At 64.9% G+C, this 23,155-nt stretch carries 19 protein-coding genes; 13 read left to right on the top strand and 6 right to left on the bottom strand.

What is annotated here, in order from left to right; translation table 11 throughout:
- Positions 1 to 512: 512 nt before the first annotated feature.
- The 4 genes from CA951_RS31070 to CA951_RS31055 all read right to left on the bottom strand — a co-directional run bounded on the left by CA951_RS31070 (position 513) and on the right by CA951_RS31055 (position 5,887).
- Entirely contained in the window at positions 513 to 2,513 is a 2,001-nt protein-coding gene (locus tag CA951_RS31070; protein WP_087560513.1) for an acetoacetate--CoA ligase, read from the bottom strand.
- An 84-nt stretch (positions 2,514 to 2,597) separates the two neighbouring features.
- Positions 2,598 to 4,364: an FAD-dependent monooxygenase gene (locus CA951_RS31065; RefSeq protein ID WP_087560512.1), complete on the bottom strand. Its 1,767-nt coding sequence runs from the start codon at positions 4,362 to 4,364 to the stop codon at positions 2,598 to 2,600.
- Positions 4,357 to 5,247, bottom strand: coding sequence for a fumarylacetoacetate hydrolase family protein (locus CA951_RS31060; RefSeq protein WP_087560511.1), 891 nt, complete (start codon positions 5,245 to 5,247; stop codon positions 4,357 to 4,359). Before CA951_RS31060 ends, CA951_RS31065 begins: the two co-directional genes overlap by 8 nt.
- Before the next feature lie 67 nt (positions 5,248 to 5,314).
- Entirely contained in the window at positions 5,315 to 5,887 is a 573-nt protein-coding gene (locus CA951_RS31055; RefSeq protein ID WP_087560510.1) for a VOC family protein, read from the bottom strand.
- Between the two features lie 296 nt (positions 5,888 to 6,183).
- Between CA951_RS31055 and CA951_RS31050 the strand changes: the two genes are divergently transcribed.
- From CA951_RS31050 to CA951_RS31030, 5 genes are all read left to right on the top strand, one after another.
- Positions 6,184 to 7,461, top strand: coding sequence for a CdaR family transcriptional regulator (locus CA951_RS31050; RefSeq protein WP_087560509.1), 1,278 nt, complete (start codon positions 6,184 to 6,186; stop codon positions 7,459 to 7,461).
- A gap of 224 nt (positions 7,462 to 7,685) precedes the next feature.
- Positions 7,686 to 8,183 (top strand): flavin reductase family protein, encoded by a 498-nt coding sequence (locus tag CA951_RS31045; protein WP_087560508.1) that lies wholly within the window; start codon positions 7,686 to 7,688, stop codon positions 8,181 to 8,183.
- A 78-nt stretch (positions 8,184 to 8,261) separates the two neighbouring features.
- Positions 8,262 to 8,903 (top strand): 3,4-dihydroxy-2-butanone-4-phosphate synthase, encoded by a 642-nt coding sequence (locus CA951_RS31040; RefSeq protein ID WP_087560507.1) that lies wholly within the window; start codon positions 8,262 to 8,264, stop codon positions 8,901 to 8,903.
- A 138-nt stretch (positions 8,904 to 9,041) separates the two neighbouring features.
- Positions 9,042 to 10,205 (top strand): acyl-CoA dehydrogenase family protein, encoded by a 1,164-nt coding sequence (locus CA951_RS31035; protein ID WP_087560506.1) that lies wholly within the window; start codon positions 9,042 to 9,044, stop codon positions 10,203 to 10,205.
- A gap of 65 nt (positions 10,206 to 10,270) precedes the next feature.
- The gene (locus CA951_RS31030; protein WP_087560505.1) at positions 10,271 to 10,651 is read left to right on the top strand and encodes a nuclear transport factor 2 family protein; all 381 of its coding nucleotides are present in this window, start codon (positions 10,271 to 10,273) and stop codon (positions 10,649 to 10,651) included.
- A gap of 421 nt (positions 10,652 to 11,072) precedes the next feature.
- Here CA951_RS31030 and CA951_RS31025 read toward each other — a convergent pair whose 3' ends face one another.
- A complete protein-coding gene (locus tag CA951_RS31025) occupies positions 11,073 to 12,272 on the bottom strand; it encodes an acyl-CoA dehydrogenase family protein (protein ID WP_087560504.1) in 1,200 nt (399 codons plus the stop codon).
- Positions 12,273 to 12,486: 214 nt separating this feature from the next.
- On the opposite strand from CA951_RS31025, the gene CA951_RS31020 reads away from it, so the two are divergent.
- The 4 genes from CA951_RS31020 to CA951_RS31000 all read left to right on the top strand — a co-directional run bounded on the left by CA951_RS31020 (position 12,487) and on the right by CA951_RS31000 (position 17,330).
- Positions 12,487 to 13,275: a TetR/AcrR family transcriptional regulator gene (locus CA951_RS31020; protein WP_087560503.1), complete on the top strand. Its 789-nt coding sequence runs from the start codon at positions 12,487 to 12,489 to the stop codon at positions 13,273 to 13,275.
- A gap of 1,154 nt (positions 13,276 to 14,429) precedes the next feature.
- Entirely contained in the window at positions 14,430 to 16,022 is a 1,593-nt protein-coding gene (locus CA951_RS31010; protein ID WP_087560501.1) for an FAD-dependent oxidoreductase, read from the top strand.
- Positions 16,023 to 16,060: 38 nt separating this feature from the next.
- On the top strand, positions 16,061 to 16,438 hold the full coding sequence (locus CA951_RS31005; protein ID WP_087560500.1) for a nuclear transport factor 2 family protein: 378 nt from the start codon (positions 16,061 to 16,063) through the stop codon (positions 16,436 to 16,438).
- Between the two features lie 49 nt (positions 16,439 to 16,487).
- A complete protein-coding gene (locus tag CA951_RS31000; RefSeq protein ID WP_087560499.1) occupies positions 16,488 to 17,330 on the top strand; it encodes a mycofactocin-coupled SDR family oxidoreductase in 843 nt (280 codons plus the stop codon).
- A gap of 11 nt (positions 17,331 to 17,341) precedes the next feature.
- Here CA951_RS31000 and CA951_RS30995 read toward each other — a convergent pair whose 3' ends face one another.
- Positions 17,342 to 18,082: an IclR family transcriptional regulator gene (locus tag CA951_RS30995; RefSeq protein ID WP_179220375.1), complete on the bottom strand. Its 741-nt coding sequence runs from the start codon at positions 18,080 to 18,082 to the stop codon at positions 17,342 to 17,344.
- A 100-nt stretch (positions 18,083 to 18,182) separates the two neighbouring features.
- On the opposite strand from CA951_RS30995, the gene CA951_RS30990 reads away from it, so the two are divergent.
- The 4 genes from CA951_RS30990 to CA951_RS30975 all read left to right on the top strand — a co-directional run bounded on the left by CA951_RS30990 (position 18,183) and on the right by CA951_RS30975 (position 23,148).
- Positions 18,183 to 19,403: a CaiB/BaiF CoA-transferase family protein gene (locus tag CA951_RS30990; RefSeq protein ID WP_087560497.1), complete on the top strand. Its 1,221-nt coding sequence runs from the start codon at positions 18,183 to 18,185 to the stop codon at positions 19,401 to 19,403.
- Positions 19,404 to 19,428: 25 nt separating this feature from the next.
- A complete protein-coding gene (locus tag CA951_RS30985) occupies positions 19,429 to 20,100 on the top strand; it encodes a response regulator transcription factor (protein WP_143543118.1) in 672 nt (223 codons plus the stop codon).
- On the top strand, positions 20,088 to 22,058 hold the full coding sequence (locus tag CA951_RS30980; RefSeq protein WP_087560495.1) for a GAF domain-containing sensor histidine kinase: 1,971 nt from the start codon (positions 20,088 to 20,090) through the stop codon (positions 22,056 to 22,058). The genes CA951_RS30985 and CA951_RS30980 overlap by 13 nt, the downstream gene beginning before the upstream one ends.
- 109 nt (positions 22,059 to 22,167) lie before the next feature.
- Positions 22,168 to 23,148 carry an alpha/beta hydrolase gene (locus CA951_RS30975; protein ID WP_087560494.1) on the top strand — a complete coding sequence of 327 codons (981 nt, stop codon included), beginning with the start codon at positions 22,168 to 22,170 and terminating at the stop codon, positions 23,146 to 23,148.
- Positions 23,149 to 23,155 lie beyond the last annotated feature (7 nt).

Raw genomic sequence — 23,155 nt, 5'->3', positions numbered from 1 at the left:
GCGTGGTGGATCATCGACGTCGAAAGCCACAACACCCGCTGCCGGATCGATTCGAGCGTCTCCAGGTCCACCGAACCGCCGGGCCGGGTGGCCGGGGTTGCGGTCCCGTGATCGACGGACAGGGTGTTGTGCATCGGACTCTCTTTCCTCACAAGTGCGGAGCGCTGCGAACGGCAGCAGGAACGGCTTTCCGCCGTCGTAGCGGCGGAGCATTCCGCTCGACCGGCGATGGGTGAGTGCGGTCTGTGCGGCATCGGAATGGCGACGATGATCGGATCTGGTCTGACGACCATCGACTGTCATAACAGTGGACCAGGGTTTTACTGTCTGCGCAATAGGCGGTGTCGAAAATGAGCAGAATGCGCACTGCGGGCCAATCGGGGCACGGTGGGATTGGCACAATGCCACGCACGCGCAGAGCGATCGGATCGACGTCGAGTGGGAGACTGTCGACTACCAGTCCGCTCGACGGCTTGTGACATGCCGCCGAATGGTATGTCCAGCATGCGCTCTCACGATGGTGTCGAGGAGCGGGCGCGATTGTGCTGGAGACGTTCCGCGTAGTCGATATACCAGTCGAGGGTGCCGGTGTCGGCGACGGTGGCGAGGTTGATCGCGGTCTCGGGGGCGACGCCTTGAATCAGCTTCTTGATGGGAATCTCGAGTCGCTTGCCGGTGCGGGTGGTGGGAATTGCCGGTACATCGATGATGTCGTCGGGGACGTGCCGGGGAGAGGTCTCCCTCCGGATGGTGGTGCGAATCTTCTCCGTGAGGGCTTCGTCGAGGTCGTACCCGTCGCGCAGTACCACGAACAGCGGCATGTGGTATCCACCGTTCGGTAGTTCGGCGCCGATCACGAGGGCCTCGGCGATCTCGGGGAGCGCTTCGACGGCTTGGTAGATGTCGGCCGACCCCATCCGGACACCGCCGCGGTTGATCGTCGAGTCCGATCGCCCGTGGACCACGCAGCCGCCGTCCGCTTCCATGGTGATCCAGTCGCCGTGCCGCCACACTCCGGGATAGACCTCGAAATAGGCCTCCCGGTAGCGGCGTCCGTCCGGATCGTTCCAGAAGTAGATCGGCATCGACGGCATCGGTTCGGTGATCACCATCTCCCCGACTTCGCCGACGACCGCCGCACCGGCTTCGTTCCAGGCCTGGACGTCGACACCGAGGTAGGGGCCTTGGAGTTCCCCCACCCGAACGGGGGAGAGCGGGTTCGCGCCGATGAAGCCGGTGGCGACGTCGGTGCCGCCGCTGTCCGATCCCAGATGCACGTCCGCGCTGACCGCGTCGTAGACCCATCGCCAGGTGGTGTCCGGCAGAGGGGAACCGGTCGACATGATCGACCGCAGCGTCGACAGGTCGAAGTCGGTGCCGGGCCGGGTGCCGGCCTTCTCGCACAGCGTCAGGTACGCCGCGCCGGTGCCGAATCTGGTGGCCCCGTAGCGGGCGCAGATGTCGAACTGGTGGTCGGGCCGTCCGAAGGTGGGACTGCCGTCGTAGGTGATCACGGTGGCGCCGACCGCGAGGACGTCGACCAGCATGTTCCACACCACCCAGGCGGTGCTCGCGGCGATGAACACCCGATCTGCGCGACCGAGGTCGTAGTGCAGCGCGTTGGCCTTGAGCGCTTCGAGCAGAATCCCTCCGTGCGAGTGCACGATGCCCTTGGGTAGGCCGGTGGTGCCGGAGCTGTAGAGGATCCACAGCGGATGATCGAACGGTACTTGCTCGTATTCGGGTTGGGCATCCCCGACGACGAGGTCGGCGTAGTCGGCGACATCTTGCCGGTGCGCCCCTTCGAGGGGGAGGCCCAGGTTTGCGACGACGATGGCGTGCCGCACCGTCGGGAGCTGGTCCAACAGGGCCGTGAAGACGTCCCGTCGGTCGATGCGCTTACCGTTGAACTGGTAGCCGTCCACTCCGATCAGCACGGTCGGCTCGATTTGCGCGAACCGGTCGACAAGTCCTTTGACGCCGAAATCCGGTGCGCAGCATGACCATACCGCGCCGACGCTGGCCGCGGCCAACACCGCGACGACGGTAGGGGCGATGTTCGGCAACATTGCGGCGATGCGGTCGCCGGGCCGCACTCCGATCTCACGGAAGTAGGCGGCGAGGTTGGCTACCTGAGCGACCAGATCGGTGCGGGAGAGTTCGCCGGTAGCGCCGGTTTCGTCGACCGAGATGATCGCCGGACCGGTCTGATCCGTATGACGGAGCAGATTTTCGGCCCAGTTCAGCTCAGCGCCGGGGAACCATCGGGCACCGGGCATCCGCCGGTCGGGGAGCACCGTCTGCGCCGGCGTCGAGGCGATGACGTCGAAGTACTCCCAGATCGAGCGCCAGAACGTCTCGACATCACCGATCGACCAACGCCAGAGGGAGTCGAAGTCGGTGGTCTCGACATTCTTTTCAGCTGCGAGCCATCGTTGGTACCGGCTGATGTTCGAGGCCGAGACTCGCCCGGGCGGCGGCGTCCACAACACTTCATGTCCTGCCGCGGTCATTGTGTGCTTCCTTTCCGGTGCTCCCGGCACCACGGGCCGACTCCAATCGTGGACGGCCCGTGGTGCGGGTGTTCGTGCGGTGTGTCAGCGCGAGAGTACGGCGCCGAGTGCGCGGGTGAGTTCGTCCGCGGGGTCGCCTGCCGCTCCGGCGCTGCGCCAGGCCACGTGGTTGTCCGGACGGACCAGGATCGCCCCGGTGTCGTCGATCTCGCGGAGCTCGTTCCAGCGACCGGTGGGATCGGTGTAGTCGGAGTTCTCGCCGATCTGCGCGACCTTGATCTGGACCCCGAACTTGTCCTTGGCCAGCCGGGCGGCGTCGGACCACGCGTCACCGTCCGCCGCGGTGATCAACACGAAGTGAGTGTTGTTCCCGGCGAGATCGTGAGTGGAGAGCTGCCGCCCGTCGTGTTCGAGCCAGGCATGGGGCAGGCGGTGCCCGGGACGGGTGGTGGGGTAGTAGATGTTTCCCATCGGGTCGCGTGGCGGTGCCTCGGTGCCGTCCGGAACGAGTGCTCCGTCCCGGTAGGAGAAGCCGATTTCGAGGTCGTGGGCCTGGAATTCGGTGCGCTGAGTGCTGATCACCTCGGATGCACGGGCGCGGCGGGTTTCGCCCATCGGGGTGTCGGAGAAGTAGTCCCGGAACACCTGGATCTGCGCTTCGAGGGGCTGGCCGGGGATCAGGCCGAGTCCGGCGTCGATGACCATGTGGTTGAGGAAGGTGAACATGGCCCAGTCGACGTTGCGCATGCCGACGAGACGGCGTTCGGGCTCGTAGGTGTCGAGCAGAGCGGGGGCGGCATCGCCGTTGATCACCGCGGCCAGCTTCCAGACCAGGTTGTGGGCGTCCTGGAGGGCGGTGTTCAGACCGAGTCCGGTGGTCGGTGGGTGCCGGTGGGCGGCATCGCCGGCGAGGAAGACGCGGCCGACCTGGTACTTGTCGGCGAGCACGCCCTCGAGGATCCAGTGGCTGACCTTGTGCACCTGAAGTTCGAGATCCGGCAGTTTGAGCAGCTCCCGCAGCCGCGGAACGATCGCCTCTTCGTCGAAGCGAGCGGGGTCGTCCGGCCGGAAGGTGAAATGCAGGACGAATTCTTCCGAGTGCTTGCCCCACGTGGGCCCCATGGCCGCCATGGCGCCGCTGCTCCACGATCCGGCGCCCTCAGGGTTGAGCAGCCAGGTGATCAGGACGTCGTCCTCCCAGTACTGCGACAGGTCGGCGGTGAAGTGGGTGCTGACCATGTCGAGGATCCCGGTCGGGCCCTCCATCGTCACCCCGAGTTCGGGTCCGACGGTCTTGCCGCCGTCGGCGGCGACCATGTACTGGGCGTGGACGGTGTAGGTCTCCTGCGTGTCGCGGTCGAGGATGATGGCGCGGATCCCGCTCTCGTCCTGCTCGAAGGAGACGAGTTCGCGACCGAAGTGGATCGAGTCCGGTGCCCTCTTCTCCGCATGTTCGCGCAGCAGCGGCTCGAGCCGGATCTGCGGGTAGTTGCTGGACGGACACGGGCTGTCGACCGCGTATTCGCTCTCGAGTCGTCCGCCGCCGAACGATTCGAGGGTATACAGGGTGCGCCCGTCCAGTTCGCCGTCACCGCCGAGGGAGGTCACCCACCGGGTCTTGCCCATGTTCTTCGGCGGCGTGCCCACCGCGTAGATCGAGTCCGCGACCCCGACCTGACGCAGCACTTCCATGCTGCGCTGATTGAGGTAGTGAGCCTTGGGCAGGTGCGAGGTGGTGCTGTGCCGTTCGACGAGGTGATGGTCGATGCCGTGCTCGGACAGCAGGATCGAGGTGGTCAATCCACACCCGCCTCCACCGACGACGAGTACGGGGACGGTGATGTCAGACATGGTCGGTGCTCCTGGAAATAGCGGTGAGAGGGTGTGGACGGTTCGTGGCGGCGAAGCGGTGCCGCATCTCGCCGATGGTGTCGGCGCGGCTGACGAGTTCGTCGTCGACGCCGATGAGTCGTTTCGGGTCGCGGGTGAAACCGATGCCCGAGGGGGTTCCGGTGAAGATGAGGTCGCCGGGGCGCAGCGGCACGATCGACGACAGGTAGGACACCAGGACCGGGATCGGGAAGATCAGATGCCGGGTCCGGGATTTCTGCATCAGCTCGCCCGAGAGGATCGTGCTGATCTCGATGTCGTCGGGGTCGTCGAACTCGTCAGGGGTGACCAGCACCGGCCCGATCGGTGCGAATCCGGCGAAGGACTTGCCGAGGTTGAACTGCTGGGGCGGGGGGCCGGACAGTTGCAGGTCCCGTTCGGACAGATCCTGGCCGAGGGTCAGGCCGGCAACATGGTCCCAGCCCGCGGAGGTGGGGACATTTCTTGCTTCCTTGCCGATGACCGCCACGAGTTCGACTTCGAAATCCACCGACCCCCCGGGGTGTTCGATGGTGTCGTAAGGTCCGGTGACGGAGGCGGGGAACTTGGTGAACACGAACGGGGCGTCGGGCAGTGTCAGCCCGGATTCCTCGACGTGGTCGGCGTAGTTCACGCCGACGGCGAAGATCTGTCCGGGACGAGGTACCGGAGCGCCGAGCTCCGACTCGTCCACCGCAGCCCCGTCGGTGAAGTCCACCGTCCGTGCCCAGGTGGTGAACTCGTCCCAGCGGGCGTAGATCTGCTGAGGGTCTGCCGAGAACTGTCGCCCACTGGCTGTCTCGACGTCGACGGCGACTCCGTCGGCTACCACGTGGAGTCGTCCGGATTGGTTTGCCACACGCATGAAAGATGTCCTTCGGGGAGGGAGGGAGGGAGGAGTGCCGCTGCAATAGGCCCGCGCGTGGGCAGGATCAGCTGGTCAGCGCTGCCATCGGGTCGGGAAGATCGGGGCTGGTCTGCAGGGCCCAGGAGTGGGTGGTGATCTCCGAGACCGGGGTGCCCTCCGTCAGAGCCTCCCGCATTTTCTCCGGGACGAACGAGACACCGACCGGGTTGTTGCCGTACTCCGGTCCGTTCATGTAAGCCGTCGCCTCGTCGGGGGTGGTGAAGTTGTCGATCTGTAGCTCGACGAAGTTTCCGTCCGGGTCCTGGTAGTACAGCGACGTCGTCACCCCATGCTGGATCGGCACCTTCGGTTCGATCCCCTTCTCCTTCAGCGAGTCGTACCGATCGAGAAGGTCCCCGAGGGTGTCGAAGGTGTAGGCGGTGTGATGCATGCCCGCCGCGCCGGGGTTGCGCGGTTCGAGCTGTACGGGGGCACCCAGCAGCGCGACGCGGTGGTGTTCCTCGTCGAACGTGATGAAGCACAGGCCGTGTCCCTCATACACCACGTGCGCTTCCAGCACGGTGCAGTACCAGTCGCGCATCTCCTCGAACCGGCTCGTCTGCAATACGACGTGCGCGAACTTGGGAGTGGCGGTCATCGTTGACTCCTTCGATTCTCGCGGTCGGCGACCGCGCGGGATATGTGAAATCCGGTTACCGGATGTCCGTTCGACGGCTGCGTGTGTCACCTGACACGCCTGCTATACCTGATAACCAGTTGCCGTCCCCGGTCGCGGACCCGTGTGGTCCTCGTCACGTAGTTGTCTCACAATTTCACGAGATTTCGTCGGGGATAGCCACTGGCTGCGAAACAGGAACCTCGACAAAAATTGGTCTACAGCCCAAAGCGGGAGGTGGCTGGTTGTACCGTAAGACCGGATCGGAAGGAGGTCAGGTGCCGCACTGGACTCGTGAACTCTCGGGAATGCGCCCCCGGCAATCGGAGCGCGAGTGGCTCAGTCCGGACGCCGAGCGCATTCGTGCCGTCCTCGGTGACGGCGCTGTGACCTGGGCCGTCGAAGTCGGTCAGGACATCGCCGCCAAGATCTTGTTGAAAGTTCCCGCAGCAGGGGACGGTGCGCCACTCATGGACGAGATCAGGCGGGCGACCACGGCGACCGTGTTTCGGGCCCTGACACTGGTCACCGGTCTCGGCGAGCCGGATACTCCATTGGCCAGTGCGGAGGTCGAGGAGATCGCCGCCGACTTCGCCCGGCGAGGCATGAAACTCGACGATCTGCTCCGGACCATCCGCGTCGGCTACGCCGTTCTGGCTGCCGCGCTGCTCGACGCGGCGACCCGCTTGATCCCACCGAACGAAAGCAGCGCTGAACTGCGCCGCATCTCACTGCTGCTCTTCGAAGTGCTCGACGATTTCACCGGCGTAGCCGCCTCGGCCTTCCTCGAGGAGCAGAGCGCCTGGGCGGCGGGGGTATCCGCGGCGCGGCTCGATCTCGTCACCAAGATCATCGCAGCGGATCCCGTCGACCCGGTCCACGCCGAACGAGTACTCGGCTACCCACTTGCCGGCCAGCATGTAGCCCTGATCGCCTGGAGCGGCCCACATTCGAGCCACGACCTGCGGGCCGTCGTAGACCCGGTACTTCGTCAGTGGGGAACGCCGACGGCCTCACTGGTGGTACCCGTCGGGCTGCAAGCGATCTGGGCGTGGGGTGCCGTCACTCCGGATCCGACGCACGCCCTGACGACCGCCCTGCCCACCTTCGGTGACACCTTCGTCGTCGCCGGCCAGCTCGGGTCCGGGATCGACGGATTCCGCAGAAGCCACCTCGAGGCCCTGGCAGTCGAGCGGCTGGTGCGGCTGCGGGTGGGCGGTCCGCCGACCACCACCGCGCATGAGCACATCGCCCTCGAAGTGCTGCTGCTCGCCGATCCGGAGGCTGCGGTGCGGTTCGCGTCCCGCCTGCTCGGACCGCTTGCCGACGACGACCCACGCATGGCGGATCTGCGGTCGACCTTGAGTCTCTATCTCGACATGGACCACAGCCTCGCCAAAGTAGCTTCCGTGGAGCATATTTCGAGAAATACGGTGACCTATCGGGTGCAGAAAGCCATGAGTCTGTGCAAACCCTCCGGTGAATCGACCACCGAGCTGCGTGCGGCGCTCCGCATTTACGAGTGGCTCCGAGACGCCCCCATCGCTCAGTGGTAGCGCTCGCAGGTTGACGGGGCGAACCCGCCACCCAACTGGTGTAGAAACCAAAAGTCGGCGACAACGCTGGGCTCTGCAGTAGTGCGGATTGGGTACCTGATGCGGTCTACTTGTGGTGTAGGACACAGCGGGCCGTGAAAGCCCGAAGGTCAGCGTCCCCCGTCCCGTCGGTTCTCCATGGGTCGTTGCGCGTAGAGCCGCAGTCGACAGAAGGAAGATTTACCATGCCTACCTCCTCGAGTTCTGTCCAGGAAACGTTCAAAGACGTGATGGCACACGTGGCCACTCCGGTCGCCGTCGTGACCTCCATGGACGGCGGCCTGCCCTTCGGCACTACCGTCAGCGCCTTCACCTCGCTGTCGATGACACCCCCGATGGTCCTGGTCTCCCTGGACCGCGGATCGGAGACACTCGAACTGATCACGGCATCGAAGAAGTTCGGATTGAACGTGTTGGGTCGCGACCAGCAAGTCATTGCACTCAAGTTCGCGAAGAAGGGCGGAATCGGCAAATTCCAGGGCGTGCGGTGGGACGTCGAGCACGACCTTCCCCGAATCGCCGGCGCCGCCGGCTGGATCGCCTGCCACGTCGAGCAGCTCGTCGAGGGCGGAGACCATGTGGTCGTGCTCGGCAATGTCGTTGCCGCAGAGAACAATTACAGCGAACCTCTCACCTATCACCGCCGCGTCTTCGGCACGCACTCGGCACTCGAACCCGCATAGCACTGCCAGCGCTCGATTACGCCGCGACCAACATCATTCGGCAGCAGCATCGAAATAATCTGCAAAGGAAGGCACGCCATGACGACCTCGTTCGCGCCCCGCGCCGCACACCATCGGGCATGGTCGACAATCACAGCCGGTAGCCGCGCCCTCGCCGCCGGCGAGCTGATCATTCTCAGCCATCACCGCCGCGTCGTGCTCGTCGGGTGCGCCGGCGCCGCGACCACCGAGCAGATGGCCTTCCTGATCCGCCACACCACCGGGTTTTTGCAGGTGGCGCTGCACGAAGAGATTTGTGACCGTCTGGTACTGCCTGAGGCGACCCCGACGGTTCGGGTCACCTCCACGCCCGGGCATGGCCAGTGTGTCACCGTTGACGCCGCCGTCGGCGTCACCACAGGGATCTCCGGCGCCGACCGGGCGCGCACGGCCCGCATCCTCGCCGACCCGACCACCGACCCCGGCGACCTCACCCGGCCCGGGCACCTGGTCCCGGTGCGTGTGACACCCACAGAGTTTCGTACGCGTCTGACCACCGCGTCAGTCGTGCTCGCGCTCACCGACGCTGCAGCGACCCAATACTCGGGAGCGGTATTCGCCGAACTCGACGGCATCGCCGACCCGATCAGTGTCGGCGATGGACATGATGCGGAGATCCTCGCCGACCGGTACGGACTGACACTCGTCGCCGGTCCGGATCCGAAGGACAACGTTCGCTGACACTCCGGCCGGGCCGCGCGCCTCGGGCACAGCCGAATTCACCAGCATCCACACACATCCGGCGCGGTCCCCGCGTGCCCTGAGCTGTCCTTCCATAGCGCGCACCACAAGAAACGAACACCCACACCGGAGGAAACAATGGATACCACCCGCACCGAACTCATGGACCGGGTCCACGACCTGGTACCGGCCTTCGCCGAACGCGCACAGAAGACCGAGGAAAACCGTGCTCCCCTCGACGAGACGATCACCGACCTCATCGACTCGGGAATCCTGGCCACGCTGACGCCCAAGGCGTACGGCGGGCTCGAACTCGGACTCGACGTCGCCGCCGAGATCGTCCGCACCATCAGCGCGGCCTGCCCGTCGACCGGATGGGTCACCTCCTTCTACATCGGAGCGGCATGGCGAGTGAACATCTTCACCGAACGGGCGCAACGAGAGGTGTTCGCCGACAAGCCCTACACTCTGACCGCCGGTACCGCGGCCCCGCTCGGGCAGGTGCAGAAGGTCGACGGCGGCTACCGCATTTCCGGGCAGACGGCATGGAACTCCGGCTCGGTGCACGCTGAATGGTTCACCTTCGCCGGCGTCGTGTTCGAGGAGGGCAGCGCCCCTACTCCGTTGTGGTTCCTCGTGCCCCGCGAGGACGTCAAGATCCTCGACACCTGGTACATCGCCGGCATGTCCGGGACCGGCAGCAATGACGTCAGTGTCGACGACGTCTTCGTTCCGGACTACCGCACCGGTCCGTTCGCCCTCGCCCTCGCCGGCGCCGCTCCCGGGCAGCTGGTTCACTCCAATCCCATGTACCACCTGCCCTTCCTGCCGTTCGCGATGGCCGAGGTCACCCCGGTCGTCGTCGGTGCTCTGCGGGGTGCGACGGATGCGTTCGTCCAGCGCACCCGGGACCGGCAGGGAACCATCAGCCAGGAGAAGGCCTCCGGCAAACAGGCCGCCCAGATGCGGCTCGGCCGGGCGCTGGCCGCCGCGGACGCCGCCGAAACCCTCCTCGACGCCTTCTTCGAACGCCTCACCGCACAGCGACCCGAGCAGTCCGACCCTCGCGATCGTGCCGAAATGAAGCTCAAGGCAGCCTATCTGGCGGATCTGGCCCGTAACGCCCTCAACGACATGGTGCGCGGAATCGGCGGCGACGGCTACCGGAACTCGGCACCGATTCAGCGATTCTTCCGTGACCTGTCCGTGCTGTCGGTGCACGCCTTCCTCGACATCGACACGGCCTCGGAAACGATCGGCCGGTTCACCCTCGACCTCCCCGTGTCCGATCCGCTCCTCTGACGAGCTGTTTACCCCAAGCGTTTCCGGGGAATTTCCGTCACATCAGTAGAGAAAGAGAGTCCGCGATGACCACAGTCACGACCGAGATCGAGACGACTCGCAAACTTCTTCAGGCCGCCGACACCGACATCGCAGCGTTCTTCGACTTCTTCACCGAGGACTGCGTCTTCCGCATGGGCAACAACGACCCCGTCATCGGCAAGAGCGCGATCCAATCCTGGGTAGCGAAGTACCTGACCTCGGTGGCATCGATACGCCACGAGATCATCGAAGAATGGTCGGAGGGCAATGTGGCCGCGCTCCGGGTCGAGGTCACCTACACCTTGCAGAACGGCGAATCCTTCACACTCCCGGCCGTGACGCGCACCCGCGTCGAGCACAACAAGGTGACCGAGTACCTGATCTTCATGGACCCCAGTCCCGTTACCTCTGACACCATGCAGTAGACCGTTTACTGTCGGCCGCCTTTCTTTCGGGGACTGCTCCCTCGTCGAGAACTACACTGCGACAAGAATTTCCTGGGACAGCCCAGCTCTGCGATCTCTCGTGCCGGTGGCGGACGGCTTCCACACCGACCTCGACCAGCGCGCTGGGCAGCGTTCGCTCAGAATCGCGCTCGGCGAAGCGATCACGGCCGTCGTCATCGTCGCCTCTGAGCAGATCCGCGGCGGCGGTGACCCGGGCACTGCCGCCGCGGTGAAGCCAAGTCGGCGCCCTTGTCGCCGCGGTCTTCCTCCCGTCGCGGCCGGAGTGACGACGTCGATGTGGCGTGACTCGTGGTCGCAGAGTGGGACAGGACCGAGGAGAGGTGGCTGGCCCGTGGTCCTGGAACCAAGCCAGCCACCTGAGGTCCTCGTGGCTGTGCGCTCAGATGAAGGACGTGATCTGAGGTTGTCCCAGCATCTCGCGGCCATACACCTCGTACTGGACGGTCGCCATCTGCAGTGGATGACTGTTGCTGGCCTGAACGTCGCGGAAAAGGCGCTGCACCGGATTCGACCGTGCGATACCCGAGCCGCCACCGAGGCTGAAGATGAGGTTTGCCGCAGAACGGCACAGGTCGAGAGCTCGTCCGATGTCCATGCGAGCGCGCACTCGCAGCGACTCGGGCATGTAATCCGGGCCTTGCGCCCACTCGTCGATATCGTCTCCGAGGCGGTCCTGGTGGAACTGGGCCTCGTCGATCAGCATCGCGGCCTCGGCCAACCGGGTTTGGGTCACCACCGATTCCGCCGCCTTCTCGTAGATCGTGTATGCAATCCGGCGGTTGGGAACCTGTTTCAGATACTCCTCGAGCATTCGCTTCGTCGCGCCCAGTGCAGGGCACACCAGCACAGCCGACAGGACAGGAAGGAACGCCGAACGGTACAGAGCCACCTCGCTGGCGTACTCCGACGGGTATTCGCCGGCAGACGCGGCCACCGGGTCGATGATCCGGTACTCCGGCACGAAGACATCTTTCACTTCGACGCTGTGGCTACCCGTTCCGGCCAGCCCCATCGTGTCCCAGTCTTTGTGGATCTGAATGGACGACATAGGCACGAGCGCGAAGACGGGGCCGGCCTCGTCGCCGGACGCGTCCGGGCGGGGCGCGCCGAGCAGCATCCAGGTGGCATCGAGAACCCCGGAGGCGAACCCCCACTTGCCACTCACGCGGTAGCCGCCCGGAACGGGCGTCAACGTGCCCAGCGGGGCCAGGGTGCCCGAGACGACCGTAGGCTCCGAATCCCCGAAAAGCTCTTCCTGAGCGGCCAGGGGATACAGCGAACCCAACCAGATGGCGGCGTTGTGGATACCGGCAACCCACGCTGCCGACGGGCAACCTTCGGCGATTGTCGTCAGGATTTCCAGAGTTTCGCGCAGTGTCAATTCGGCACCGCCGAACCGCTCGGGGGCCAACATCCGGTAGAAGCCACCGTCATTGAGGCGGCGAGAAAGTTCATCGCCGATCCACCGGTCGGCTTCCGTCTGCTCGTTGTGAGCGCGCAGGTCAGGCTTGAGAGCCTGCGCCAGCTCGAGTAACTCAGCGGCGCGGGTACTGCGCGGAGGGGCAGTCAATTGGGTCATCGGATCTTCTCCTGTCGAGGGGCCGAACAACAAAACTGACCGTATGTCAGTTCTGATGTGGCGTCAATCACTAGTTTGGCCGCGTCGTGTCACTCGTCACGCGCACCCGTGCGCACCGTCGATCACGGCGGCGCATCACATCGAGGGGGGCAGGTGTAATCTGTGAAGCTTCCGCGGGCCGTGAGGCCCATCAACGCCGAGGCCCGATGACACCATGAACGACAGAGACGACGCGCGAGACGAGTTGCCGCAGGGTCGACAGGGGCGACGGCGGGCCCGCACCCGCGACGCACTCCTGGCGAGTGCCGCCGAGCTGTTTGCCGCACAAGGGGTTGAGGCGACGGCCATCGCGCAGATTGCCGAAGGCGCCGACGTCGGCTACGGATCGTTCTACAACCACTTCCGCGGACTCGAGGATATCGCCGAAGTCTTGCTGGTTCAGAGCGTGCAGGACATCTTGAGCGCCACCGCCGCCATCATGGCCCAGGTCGACGATCCCCGGCTATTGCCGTGTGTCGGCGCTCGGGTAATCCTTCGCTCGTTTCTCATCGACGCGGTCGTTCGTTGGATGCTCGAACGCCCGTACTTGCTGATAGACACGTTCCAAAAACAGGCCGAGCCCTTCATGGAACGGTTCGAAACACCCGGCATCGAGTCCGGCGCACTGAAACCGGCGGCCGGCCACGAGACCTGGATCCGGACGTTGCCGTGGCTGCTGCTCTCCGAACTGCACTGCGCAGCAAGTGATCCCGACGGTGATCCACTGGCACACGAAGAGTCGTTCGCGACAATCTGCCTGCGACTGCTGGGCGTTGAAGACGCGGACGTAGAAGGGCTGTTGGCCGAGTCGCTCAATCTCGTCGATGCGCAAATGGATGTCCGCGCACCAACCGCTCCGCCACGGGACAGTACTCGAGCCGACAAGAAGCCGCGTCCGCAGCGCCCCCGAAACGGCTCGATCAGAACAGTCGCCGGCCGGAACACACCGACCTCATCCGGATAACCATCCGCCAGGCATGACCTCGGGGCATGGGCCTGGCGAGTCCGTGCGGTCTGTCGGCGGTAGAGACTCCCGCCTCGGGTCTGTCCGCTGTCCGACACGTTTGATCCCGATCGCCCACCGGACCAGGGCCCCCTCGGGTTCGCTTGACGGTGCTACCACGCCAAAACGCGAGTCCTCGAGGAGCGGCCGTCACAAGTCGGCCAAGAAAGCCACGGTTATGCGGGTGATCGCCAAGAAGCCGCATTAGTGTCGACGCGGTCGAGTAGTCCGCCGACCTGACCCTGGACGCGTTGGCGTTGCAGCGTGGGCCGGAATCCGCTCGCGCGCCCTCGAAGTGCTTCTGCTCGCTGATTCGGAGGCTGCGGTGCGGTTCGCGTCCCGCCTGCTCGGACCGCTTGCCGACGACGACCCACGCATGGCGGATCTGCGGTCGACCTCGAGTCTCAGTCTCGACATGGACCACAGTCTGGCCAAAGTGGTCTCTGTGGAGCATGTTTCGAGGAATGCGGTGACCTATCGGGTGCAGAAAGCCATGAGTCTGTGCACGCCCTCCGGGGAATCGACCACGGAGCTGCGTGCGGCGCTGCGCATCTACGAGTGGCTTCGGGATGCCCCCATCGCTGAGTGGAAGCGATCGTAGGTCGGTAAGCCGACGTACGCTGCAGAAACGCACCGCCAGGAGCAGTCGGGCAAGAGAGCTGCTCGGGTGCGCCTCCACTGGAGGAGCTGGTCGGTCGGGCGACCGGGGCGAGGGAGAGCCCGCGGACGGATGCCGGCGCCATGCTGTCGAACGCGTTGGTTCCTGAACCAAAAGTGGGTGACAACTATGGGCTCTGTCCCAGTGCGGGGGCCGCAACCGGCGGGTGTAATTGTGTCATGCACCACAGGCTGGAGATGGCGCGAAGTGTCCAAGAACGTAGCGCGGCCATCCGATGGTTGCCGAGCCCGAGAAGGACCTGGCGCATGATCACCACCTGACGTGAGGTTGCCGGCCGAGGAGTGAGCCGACGGCGCCGATGGCGGAAGTGAGTGGTGGGACCGAATAGTCGCCGGGGGCCCAGGCGGTTGCCGGATCGCCTTTGCGTGCGCATCGGAATCTGTTCGCACCTCGAAAAGCGTTTCGAGGCAATAATTCTTACCTGGAGGATCGTTCAATGACCGAAGCGTCATGGGATCGGACCGTCGATGTGCTCATCGCGGGAAGCGGCATCGGCGGACTCGGGTCCGCGGTAATCGCCGCCGATGCAGGAGCGAGCGTCGAAGTCGTGGAGAAAGCCGACAAGATCGGCGGCACTACGGCGAAATCCGCAGCATACATGTGGGTTCCGAACAACAAGTATCTCCGCGCCAGCGGGCGGACGGACCCCCGTGACGACGCATTGCGGTACATGGCCAAACTGGGCAGACCGCGACTGTACGACGCGGACCACGAGACGCTGGGGTTGCCCGAATGGGAGTATCGCGGCATCGCCGCGTTCTACGACCATGCCTCGGAGGCGGCAGAAACATACGAAAATCTCGGCATCCTCGACTTCGGGCATGCCGCGGACTTCCCCGACTACTACGCGCATCTCCCTGAAGACGCAGCGCCGTCGGGCCGAATCATCTTTCCCGCGGAGAGCGAGGGTGGTCCTCGTGGCGGAACGATCCTGATCGAGCGTCTCGCGGCGCAGTGTGAGCGCGTCGGCGTTCCCGTTACCACAGGGGCCCGGATCACGAGCCTGATTCAGGACGGCGCGGGGGCGGTGATCGGCGCGACAGTCGAGGTCGGCAACGAGACAGTTCGTATCCGCGCGCGGCGTGGCGTCATTCTCGCGACGGGCGGCTTCACCCAGGATCCGGACCGCCGGCTGCGCTACCTCGACCACTCCTACGTCGGTGGGTGTGCCGCTCGCACCAACACCGGCGACATCCTCGACATCGCCCGTGAGGTCGGCGCCGACTTCGCGAACATGAATATCGGCATGCGGGCACCGATGGTGCTCGAGCGTCTGCTCACCGATCCCGTCACCGTACGTGGCTCGTTCATGATTCCTGGTGATTCGATGCTGATCGTGAACCGGTTCGGCAAACGGGTGATCAGCGAAAAGACCCCGTATCACGACCTCGCGCGAGCGTTCTTCGATTGGGACAGCCAACTCGGAACCTACCCGAACAATCCATTGATCATGCTGTGGGACGAGTCGTCTCAACGGTTCGGTGGCGACGGTTTCGGTAATCCGATTCCTGCCGAAGGCGAAGACCCGTACTGGGTGGTGACGGCCGATTCGCTGGCCGACCTCGAAAAGGGAATCGGTGAACGCCTCGAAATGTTGCGGGGGATCACCGGACAGGCTGAACTCGACACACAGTTCGGACGTACGCTCGCCGCCACCATCGAGCGCTACAACACCATGGCGCGCGTTGGCGTCGACGACGACTTCGGTCGCGGTTCGACGCCGATCGAGCAGGCGCTCAGCGCTTTCTTCGGGGTCGGTGACGGTCCCAACCCGATGATGGCGCCGTTGGCGGCCGACGGTCCTTACCATGCCACCATCCTGGGGCAGGCTCTGATCGACACCGCCGGCGGACCGCGGGTCGACCACAACAACCAGGTCGTCAGGCCCGACGAACGGTCGATTCCCGGCCTGTACGCGGTCGGAAACTGCGCTGCGACGCCATCCGGCGAGGCGTACTGGGCAGGCGGCCACACGATCGGCTTCATCCAGTGCGCCGCCTACGTCGCCGCCAAGCACATCACACGTTGACTTCATCATTTCGCGAACACAACCGAGAGGGATCGGCTATGACACAAACGACTTTCGACTACTCCACTGCGGCAACCGACTTCTACCGCGAACTCGACGCCAACCAGGCGGACGTCTTCGAGCGCAGGCTGACTGTCGATGCCGTATTCGCGTTCAACGACTACGACCCCGTGCCCGGTCGTGATGCGATCGCCGCGTTCGTCGGTGACTGGAAGGCGAACTTCCAGTCGGTAACCCATGAAATCGGCCGTATGACGATCGATCCCGAGAAGCGCTCGGTCGGAGTCGAGTTGACGGTTGCCTACGCGTTCACCGACGGCAGAGTCGTCAAGATCAAGGGATGCTCGTTCCTCGACTTCGACGGCGAACGGATCAGCGGGTACCGCGTATATGTCGACACCAGTCGACTTGCCTGAACCCCGTCACCCCCACACCCACCACATCGTTCGAACACAGGAGTACTCCATGGGAAAGCTCGAAGGCAAAGTCGCCCTTATCACCGGTGCAGCCCGAGGCCAGGGCCGCAGCCACGCGGCCCGGCTGGCAGAAGAAGGCGCCGACATCATCGCGATCGACATCTGCGACCAAATCGCCACTGCCGATCACACGATGGGCACAGAGGAAGATCTCCAGGAAACGGTCAAACTCGTCGAGAAGTTCGACCGCCGGATTGTTGCGCTCAAAGCTGATGTCCGCGATCGTGCCGCGCTGGAAAAGGCCGTCGCCGCCGGAGTGGGCGAGCTGGGTCGTCTCGATATCGTCTCGGTGAACGCAGGCATCGCCTCGACGTCGCAGGTTCTCGATCTCGGTGAGCAAACCTGGCAGGACGTCATCGACGTGAATCTCACCGGCGCGTGGCACACGGCGACCGCGACGATTCCGCACATCATCGCTGGTGGCAGGGGTGGGTCGATTACCTTCACCAGCTCGGCGATGGGTCTGACCGCGGTGCAGAATCTGGGACACTACACCTCCGCCAAGCATGGTGTCCTCGGGCTGATGAAAACCCTCGCCCTCGAGCTCGGTCCGCAGTTCATCCGGGCCAACGCCATCTTGCCGACCAATGTCGACACGGAGATGATCCAGAACGAGACGATCATGAAGCTGTTCATGCCGCATCTCGAACATCCGACCCGGAAGGACGCAGAGCAGCCCGACTCGAATTACACACGAGCGAACATCCTTCCGATTCCCTGGGTGGAACCGATCGACCTCAGCAATGCGCTGGTGTTCCTCGCCTCCGACGATGCTCGCTACATCACCGGCGTCGCACTCCCGGTGGACGCGGGGTTCCTGTTGAAGAAGTAGTAGGGGGGCGGCTATCGCCGCTCGGCGGAGCGGGGTGTGGCGTCTCTGCTGCCGAGCAACGACTGGATCCGCCGCCCGATGTCGGGAAGGGACTCCCGCAGTTCTTCCCGCCCGACCGCGCAGACGGCGCCGACGAGCGTGCCATCGGGGCTACGGAGTGCCGTCGCCACGGAATAGACGTTCGGTATGGTCGATCCGAGGTTGTAGGCCAATCCCGTAGCCCTGATCTCGGGCAATTCAGCGAGGAAACGGTCTACCTCAGCGCGGTCGGCGGACGACGCCGAGTGCAGCAAGGCATCCATCTCACGTCCGGGAAGGTCGGCCAGGATGACCTTGCCGGAGGCGGTCCCGTAGAGCGATCGCCGGCTGTGATTGCGGGCGGCGAACTCGAGCGCGGGTTCCTCGCCGATCTGATCGATGTACACCAGCGACATCCCGACCTGGATTCCGATCAGCACGCTGCATTCGACCGCCTCGTGGATACGTGGGAGGAGATCTCGGTCGACCTCCTGGGCCGCGAGGCGGTTCCCGCTCAGCGTGAGCACGAAAGGCGCCGGTCCCAGGCTGATTCGGTGCTCATGCTCGATCAGGTACCCGGTGGCGAGGAGTCCGTTCACCAGTTCGTGTATCGAACTCTTCGGTGCGTCCAAGCGGTCGGCCAATGTCGCAAGGGTCAGCCCCTGAGGAACCGGCGCGACCGCGTCGAGGATAGCGGTGACTCGGTCGACGGTGCGGTGATGGCGCGGGGGCACGAGCACGAGTGTAGCGACCCCCATTGACGAGAATGCCGAGACTGCCTATGTTTATCCGTACCTACGGATTCAAATCCGGATATACGGACGGAGCGAGAAGATGACGAATACGCCCAACCAAGATCGCAACACGCAGGGCACCGCGCTCGGTGGTCTCGTCGTGCTCGATCTCGGTCAGGTGTATGCCGGTCCGTACTGCACCCACCTGTTGCGGTCGCTCGGTGCCACGGTGATCAAAATCGAGCCCTTCGGCGGTGAACCTATTCGCTGGCGCTCGACGGGGGCGACGTCCGGCCAGGCGTTCCTGATGCTCAACGCGGGGAAGCAGGGTGTGCGCTTGGACCTGAAGAAGCCGCAGGGCAAAGAGGTGTTTCTCGATCTGGTTCGGCGAGCGGACGTCGTGGTGGAGAACTTCGCTCCGGGTGTCATGGACAGACTCGGCATCGGGTGGGACGTGCTGCATGCGGTGCGGCCGTCGCTGGTTCTCGCGTCGGGGCGCGCATACGGCGACCATCCCGCGGCCGACGGGATGCGGGGGATGGACGTAACCGTTCAGGCCATGTCCGGCGTCGTATCCACGACGGGGTTCCCGGATGACGCGCCGGTCAAGGCCGGGCCGGCGGTGGTCGACTTCGCGGCGGGCAGCCATCTCGCATCGGCCGTCCTCGCGGCGCTGTTCCAACGGGAGCGGACCGGGCTGGGGCAGCATGTCGAGGTGGCAATGCAGGACGCCATCGTGCCGACCTTGACCTCGAACATCGCGGGGATGCTCGAGGCGGACGGCGAATTCCCGGAGCGCACGGGTAACCGGCACGGCGGATTGGCGGTCTGCCCTTACAACATCTATCCGGCCACGGACGGGTGGCTGGCGATTCTCTGTCTGCGGCCGAAGCACTGGACGGACCTGTGCCGTGTCATGGGACGCGATGACCTTGCCTCGGATCCTGCTCTCGCGACCCCGGCCGGGCGGGTCCTGAAGATGGACGACGTCGACGCCGCGGTCACCGCATGGACCACAGGACTGGACAAGGCCCACGCCTTCCGGCTGTTGCAGGAAGCCGACGTCCCGGCCGCGCCGGTCCGATCCTTACACGAGGTGATCCACGACCCCGTGCTGCGCGACCGGGGAATGATCATGGAGATCGGGGACGGCGACAGGGCGTGCACCGTGCTCGGAAGTCCGTTGCAGATGGGGAGTTCGCCAGTGCCTGCGACTGCGCCTGCCCCTCTTCTCGGGGAGGACACCGAGGAGGTACTGCGTACCTGGCTCGACCTGTCGAACGACGACGTCGAGCGTCTTCGGGAGGACAGCATCATCTGAGTTCGACGGGAAGGTGGGAAATACAGTGGTGAAGGCATGCATCGTCGACGATCACGAGGTCGTCCGCGAAGGACTGCGCGCACTGGTCGGTGCGCTGGGCGACACCCCGGTGGAGGTTGTCGACGAAGTAGGTTCAGCAGCAGACGCTTTGAGTGTGCAACGCAAACATCGACCCGAACTCTTCCTGATCGACTACCGCCTACCCGACACGACCGGAGACCGGCTGTGCCAGGCGCTGGTGGATGCACGGCCCGGCACCACGGTGGTCGTCGTGAGCACCTCCAGCGCGGAGGACGTCATCCAGCGGTGCCTGCGTGCCGGAGCCGCAGGATATGTCACCAAAGGTGCTGGACTCAAAGAACTTCGGTCGGTTCTCGGTGCCGTGATCGACGGTCGGACAGGAGTGGTGTGCCGTGACCCACTGGCCGCCGGCGCCGAACGGTCGGCATCCGGCGCGGCGAGCAAAGCTCTGACTCAGCACCAGGTCCGAGTACTGGAATTGGTCGCCGAAGGTATGACATACGGCCAGATTGCACGTCGGCTCCACATCTCCGAGTCCACTGTTCGATTCCACGTCAACGGCATCAAGGACAGGGTCGGTGTGCGTACGACGCCCGAACTCATCGTCACAGCCCTGCGCGAGGGCTTCATCGATCCCGAGGTGACCACCGAACGAGAGACGCCATGTCTGCGGTGACTCCACAGGATGCCGGAACGGTCGACGGCACCCGTGCCCTCCGTTTCGTGCAAACCGCGCGGGGAATCCTGAACGCGAATGCGGTCACGCTTTCGGACCGGGGCGGCATCGTGGCGTCCTGCGGGCTACCCACCGGGATGAGCCCCGCAGCGGTGACCGACCGCTCACCATTACGCGCGGTGGTGCCGTTGCACCAGAGCCGATCGACCGACGTCACGATCGCCACCGTCTCGGATGACCACGACAATCCGTACAGTCTGACCGTCGAGTGGCCTCACACGCCCGTGCTCGAACGCCGGGTCGGGGTTGCCTTGCGGGCTCTTGCACGTACTGCGTCCGCCGCGGTTGCCGCCGAGGGTGTGGTGCCGGTCGAGGAGCGTCTGATCGTCGCCGGTGGACGAATACTCGCCGAACTTGCCCTGACCGCCGAGTCGGTCGAAGAGTTACTCGGGGGAGTGACGGCGGCGTTGGGGGTGCTGGTCGACGGAACGTCCGCAGGAGTCTCGGTGCTCAACGACCGCAACTTTCTGCAGGTACTTCCCGGATCGTTCGGGGTCCCCGATGAATTGGCCGCCGCCGCGCTGGTCGAGCGCACCGAGGTGGCGACCTCGACCGCGGAGGTATTCCGATCCGGACAGACCATGCTCGCGAACAATCCCGCGGTGGACCTGCCTCGCTTTCCCGAGTGGTACGAGTGTTTCCGGGTGGAGCGGTTGATCACGTTGCCGATGATCGTCGGCGGTGAGCGGCTCGGAGTCGTCCACGTGGCGAACCGGTCCACTCCGTTCACCTGGCGTGAAGCACGCCTCGCCGAACGTCTCACACCGTTCATCGCGGCGGCGGTGGCCCAGGTGCGGCAGCGACTCGAGATGCGTCAACGCGAGGAACTGGTGGTGGCGATCGGCCGTGCTGCCGCAGCCATCGCGTCCGGGACCGGAACCGATGATTTCGCAACCTATCTTGACGATTTCCGTCGAGTGTTGTCCTGCGTGGCGGTCGTTCTCACATTCCGCGAGGACGGACACCGGGTTGCGGTGGGTGACGCGGAGCCGGTCGAACCGAAAACAGGGTTCCTCGGCGGGATCGACGCAGACTCGGCCGGTCTCCGCAGCGCGATGCACCGCCCTGAGATGCCGGGGGAATTCGGCTGGGTATCGATGCAGGTGCCGATCGTGGTCGACGGAGAGGTCCGTGCGACGCTGGCGCTTCTGCGCACACCCTGGCTCCCGTTCCGGCGGCACGAGCGCAACGCCGTCCGACGGATGGCGGAGACGATAGCACTGGGGTGGACGACCGACCAATACTTGCGTGAACAGGCGGAGACGGCGCGGATGAAGGAACGACTGCGCATTGCCGACGACATCCACGACCGAGTGGCCCAGTTGCTGTTCGCCGGCAAACTCTCCTTGCAGAGCCTCGAGGAAGGTATCGGCGGCGAGCTACCGGCAGATCATCCAGCGCATCGCGATGTTCGGCGGGCCCTCGAGTTGGTGGAGCGGGGGGATCGCGAGGTTCGGGAAGTGATTCATCATCTTGCGTCGACAGCAAGCCCGGTTCGCTCGCTCGGTGAGGAACTGTGCACGATCGTGGCCGAGGTCGAGCAGCAATTCGGGATCGAGATCAGGGTCGAACTGCCCGAGGGAGACAGCGTCTCCGAACTGGACTCGCGACGATCAGCGGTCCTTCTTTCGGCGGGTCGGGAAGCGATGGTCAACGCCGCCAAGCATGCCGGGCCGTGCCTGATCACGGTCGTCCTGGTGGCCCGACAAACGAATGGAGTTGTGCTGCGCGTAGCCGATGACGGAGTCGGGTTGCGCGGAGCGCCGCCCGGGTACGGGCTGACCGCGACCCGGCGCAAGCTGACCGAGCAGTCCGCGCTCATGGTCGTCAAGTCGTGTCCCGGCGGCGGTACGGAGGTTCTCATCGAGATGCCGGGGCGGCGGCCGAAACTGGCATAAACGCCAGTTGCCGGATCGGGGTATCGCTCCCCACGATTGACAGTATGCAGCACTTCACAATTGGCAGTCGAAATCGCGAGTACTTCGCCGGCGTGCACGGAGGTCGGCGATGACCGACGTCGAGCGGGCCGACATCACCCGTCCTGGCGAGCTCCTCGCCCGCCCACTGGATCCGCAGATGCGGACTGTCGTCGACCTCTTCCAACAGCACCTGGGCGAACCGATGCGCGAACTCGGTGCCACCGAGGTCCGTGCCCGTCGCGCGGCCCTGCGGTCGGCGACCGCGCCGACTATCGAACTCGCCGAGGTCGTCGACCTCCGGATTCCCGAACGTGCCGACGGAATTGCCGCACGTCATTACCGGCCGCAGAGCGGGCCGCCAGAAGGGGTTGTCGTCTACTTCCACGGCGGGGGTTGGGTACTCGGCGGACTCGAGGAATCCGACGGATTCTGCCGGGTGCTCGCCGGGCTCACCGGCTGCGACGTCGTCAGCATCGACTACAGGCTGGCGCCCGAGCACATCTACCCGGCAGCAGTCGACGACGCCGACTCTTCCGTGCGGTGGATCGCCGACAAACTCGCAGCAGACGCGCCTCTGGTCGTGATGGGTGACAGCGCCGGCGGAAACCTCGTCGCCGCTGTCGCCCAGAACGCCAGGGATCGAGGACTACCGCGGATCGCGCTGCAGGTGCTCGTCTACCCGGTGCTCGACCATCGGATGCAGACCGACTCCTACCGTGAGCGCGGCGGGAAACTGCTGATCAGCGCCGACGACATGGAATGGTTCTGGTCACAGTATGTTCCGGATGTCGGCAGGCGCAGTGAACCCGCCGCATCGCCCGGTTTGACCGCGGATCTACGGGGAGTGGCCCCGGCCGTCGTGGTCGTGGCCGAATACGACCCGATGCGCGACGAGGTACTCGACTACGCACGTCGACTCGAAGAGGACTCCGTGCCGACCAGCGTGTATCGGTACGACTCCATGGCGCACGGCTTCTTCTCGATGTTCGGCACCCTCGCCGCGGCCGACGACGCAATACGCTCCGTCGCCGTCCAGATCTCTGACACCTGCCGCTCGTCGAAACCCTAACGGATGC

This window comes from Rhodococcus sp. NCIMB 12038 (genome assembly GCF_002165735.1).
GTDB lineage: Bacteria > Actinomycetota > Actinomycetes > Mycobacteriales > Mycobacteriaceae > Rhodococcus_F.
This window is presented reverse-complemented; position numbering and strand designations above follow the sequence as displayed.

Excerpts from the sequence above, each read along its gene's own strand:
- CA951_RS31070 (WP_087560513.1), bottom strand. The coding sequence starts at position 2,513 with ATGACCGCGGCAGGACATGAAGTGTTGTGGACGCCGCCGCCCGGGCGA.
- CA951_RS31065 (WP_087560512.1), bottom strand. The coding sequence starts at position 4,364 with ATGTCTGACATCACCGTCCCCGTACTCGTCGTCGGTGGAGGCGGGTGT.
- CA951_RS31060 (WP_087560511.1), bottom strand. The coding sequence starts at position 5,247 with ATGCGTGTGGCAAACCAATCCGGACGACTCCACGTGGTAGCCGACGGA.
- CA951_RS31055 (WP_087560510.1), bottom strand. The coding sequence starts at position 5,887 with ATGACCGCCACTCCCAAGTTCGCGCACGTCGTATTGCAGACGAGCCGG.
- CA951_RS31045 (WP_087560508.1), top strand. The coding sequence starts at position 7,686 with ATGCCTACCTCCTCGAGTTCTGTCCAGGAAACGTTCAAAGACGTGATG.
- CA951_RS31040 (WP_087560507.1), top strand. The coding sequence starts at position 8,262 with ATGACGACCTCGTTCGCGCCCCGCGCCGCACACCATCGGGCATGGTCG.
- CA951_RS31035 (WP_087560506.1), top strand. The coding sequence starts at position 9,042 with ATGGATACCACCCGCACCGAACTCATGGACCGGGTCCACGACCTGGTA.
- CA951_RS31030 (WP_087560505.1), top strand. The coding sequence starts at position 10,271 with ATGACCACAGTCACGACCGAGATCGAGACGACTCGCAAACTTCTTCAG.
- CA951_RS31025 (WP_087560504.1), bottom strand. The coding sequence starts at position 12,272 with ATGACCCAATTGACTGCCCCTCCGCGCAGTACCCGCGCCGCTGAGTTA.
- CA951_RS31020 (WP_087560503.1), top strand. The coding sequence starts at position 12,487 with ATGAACGACAGAGACGACGCGCGAGACGAGTTGCCGCAGGGTCGACAG.
- CA951_RS31010 (WP_087560501.1), top strand. The coding sequence starts at position 14,430 with ATGACCGAAGCGTCATGGGATCGGACCGTCGATGTGCTCATCGCGGGA.
- CA951_RS31005 (WP_087560500.1), top strand. The coding sequence starts at position 16,061 with ATGACACAAACGACTTTCGACTACTCCACTGCGGCAACCGACTTCTAC.
- CA951_RS31000 (WP_087560499.1), top strand. The coding sequence starts at position 16,488 with ATGGGAAAGCTCGAAGGCAAAGTCGCCCTTATCACCGGTGCAGCCCGA.
- CA951_RS30990 (WP_087560497.1), top strand. The coding sequence starts at position 18,183 with ATGACGAATACGCCCAACCAAGATCGCAACACGCAGGGCACCGCGCTC.
- CA951_RS30980 (WP_087560495.1), top strand. The coding sequence starts at position 20,088 with ATGTCTGCGGTGACTCCACAGGATGCCGGAACGGTCGACGGCACCCGT.
- CA951_RS30975 (WP_087560494.1), top strand. The coding sequence starts at position 22,168 with ATGACCGACGTCGAGCGGGCCGACATCACCCGTCCTGGCGAGCTCCTC.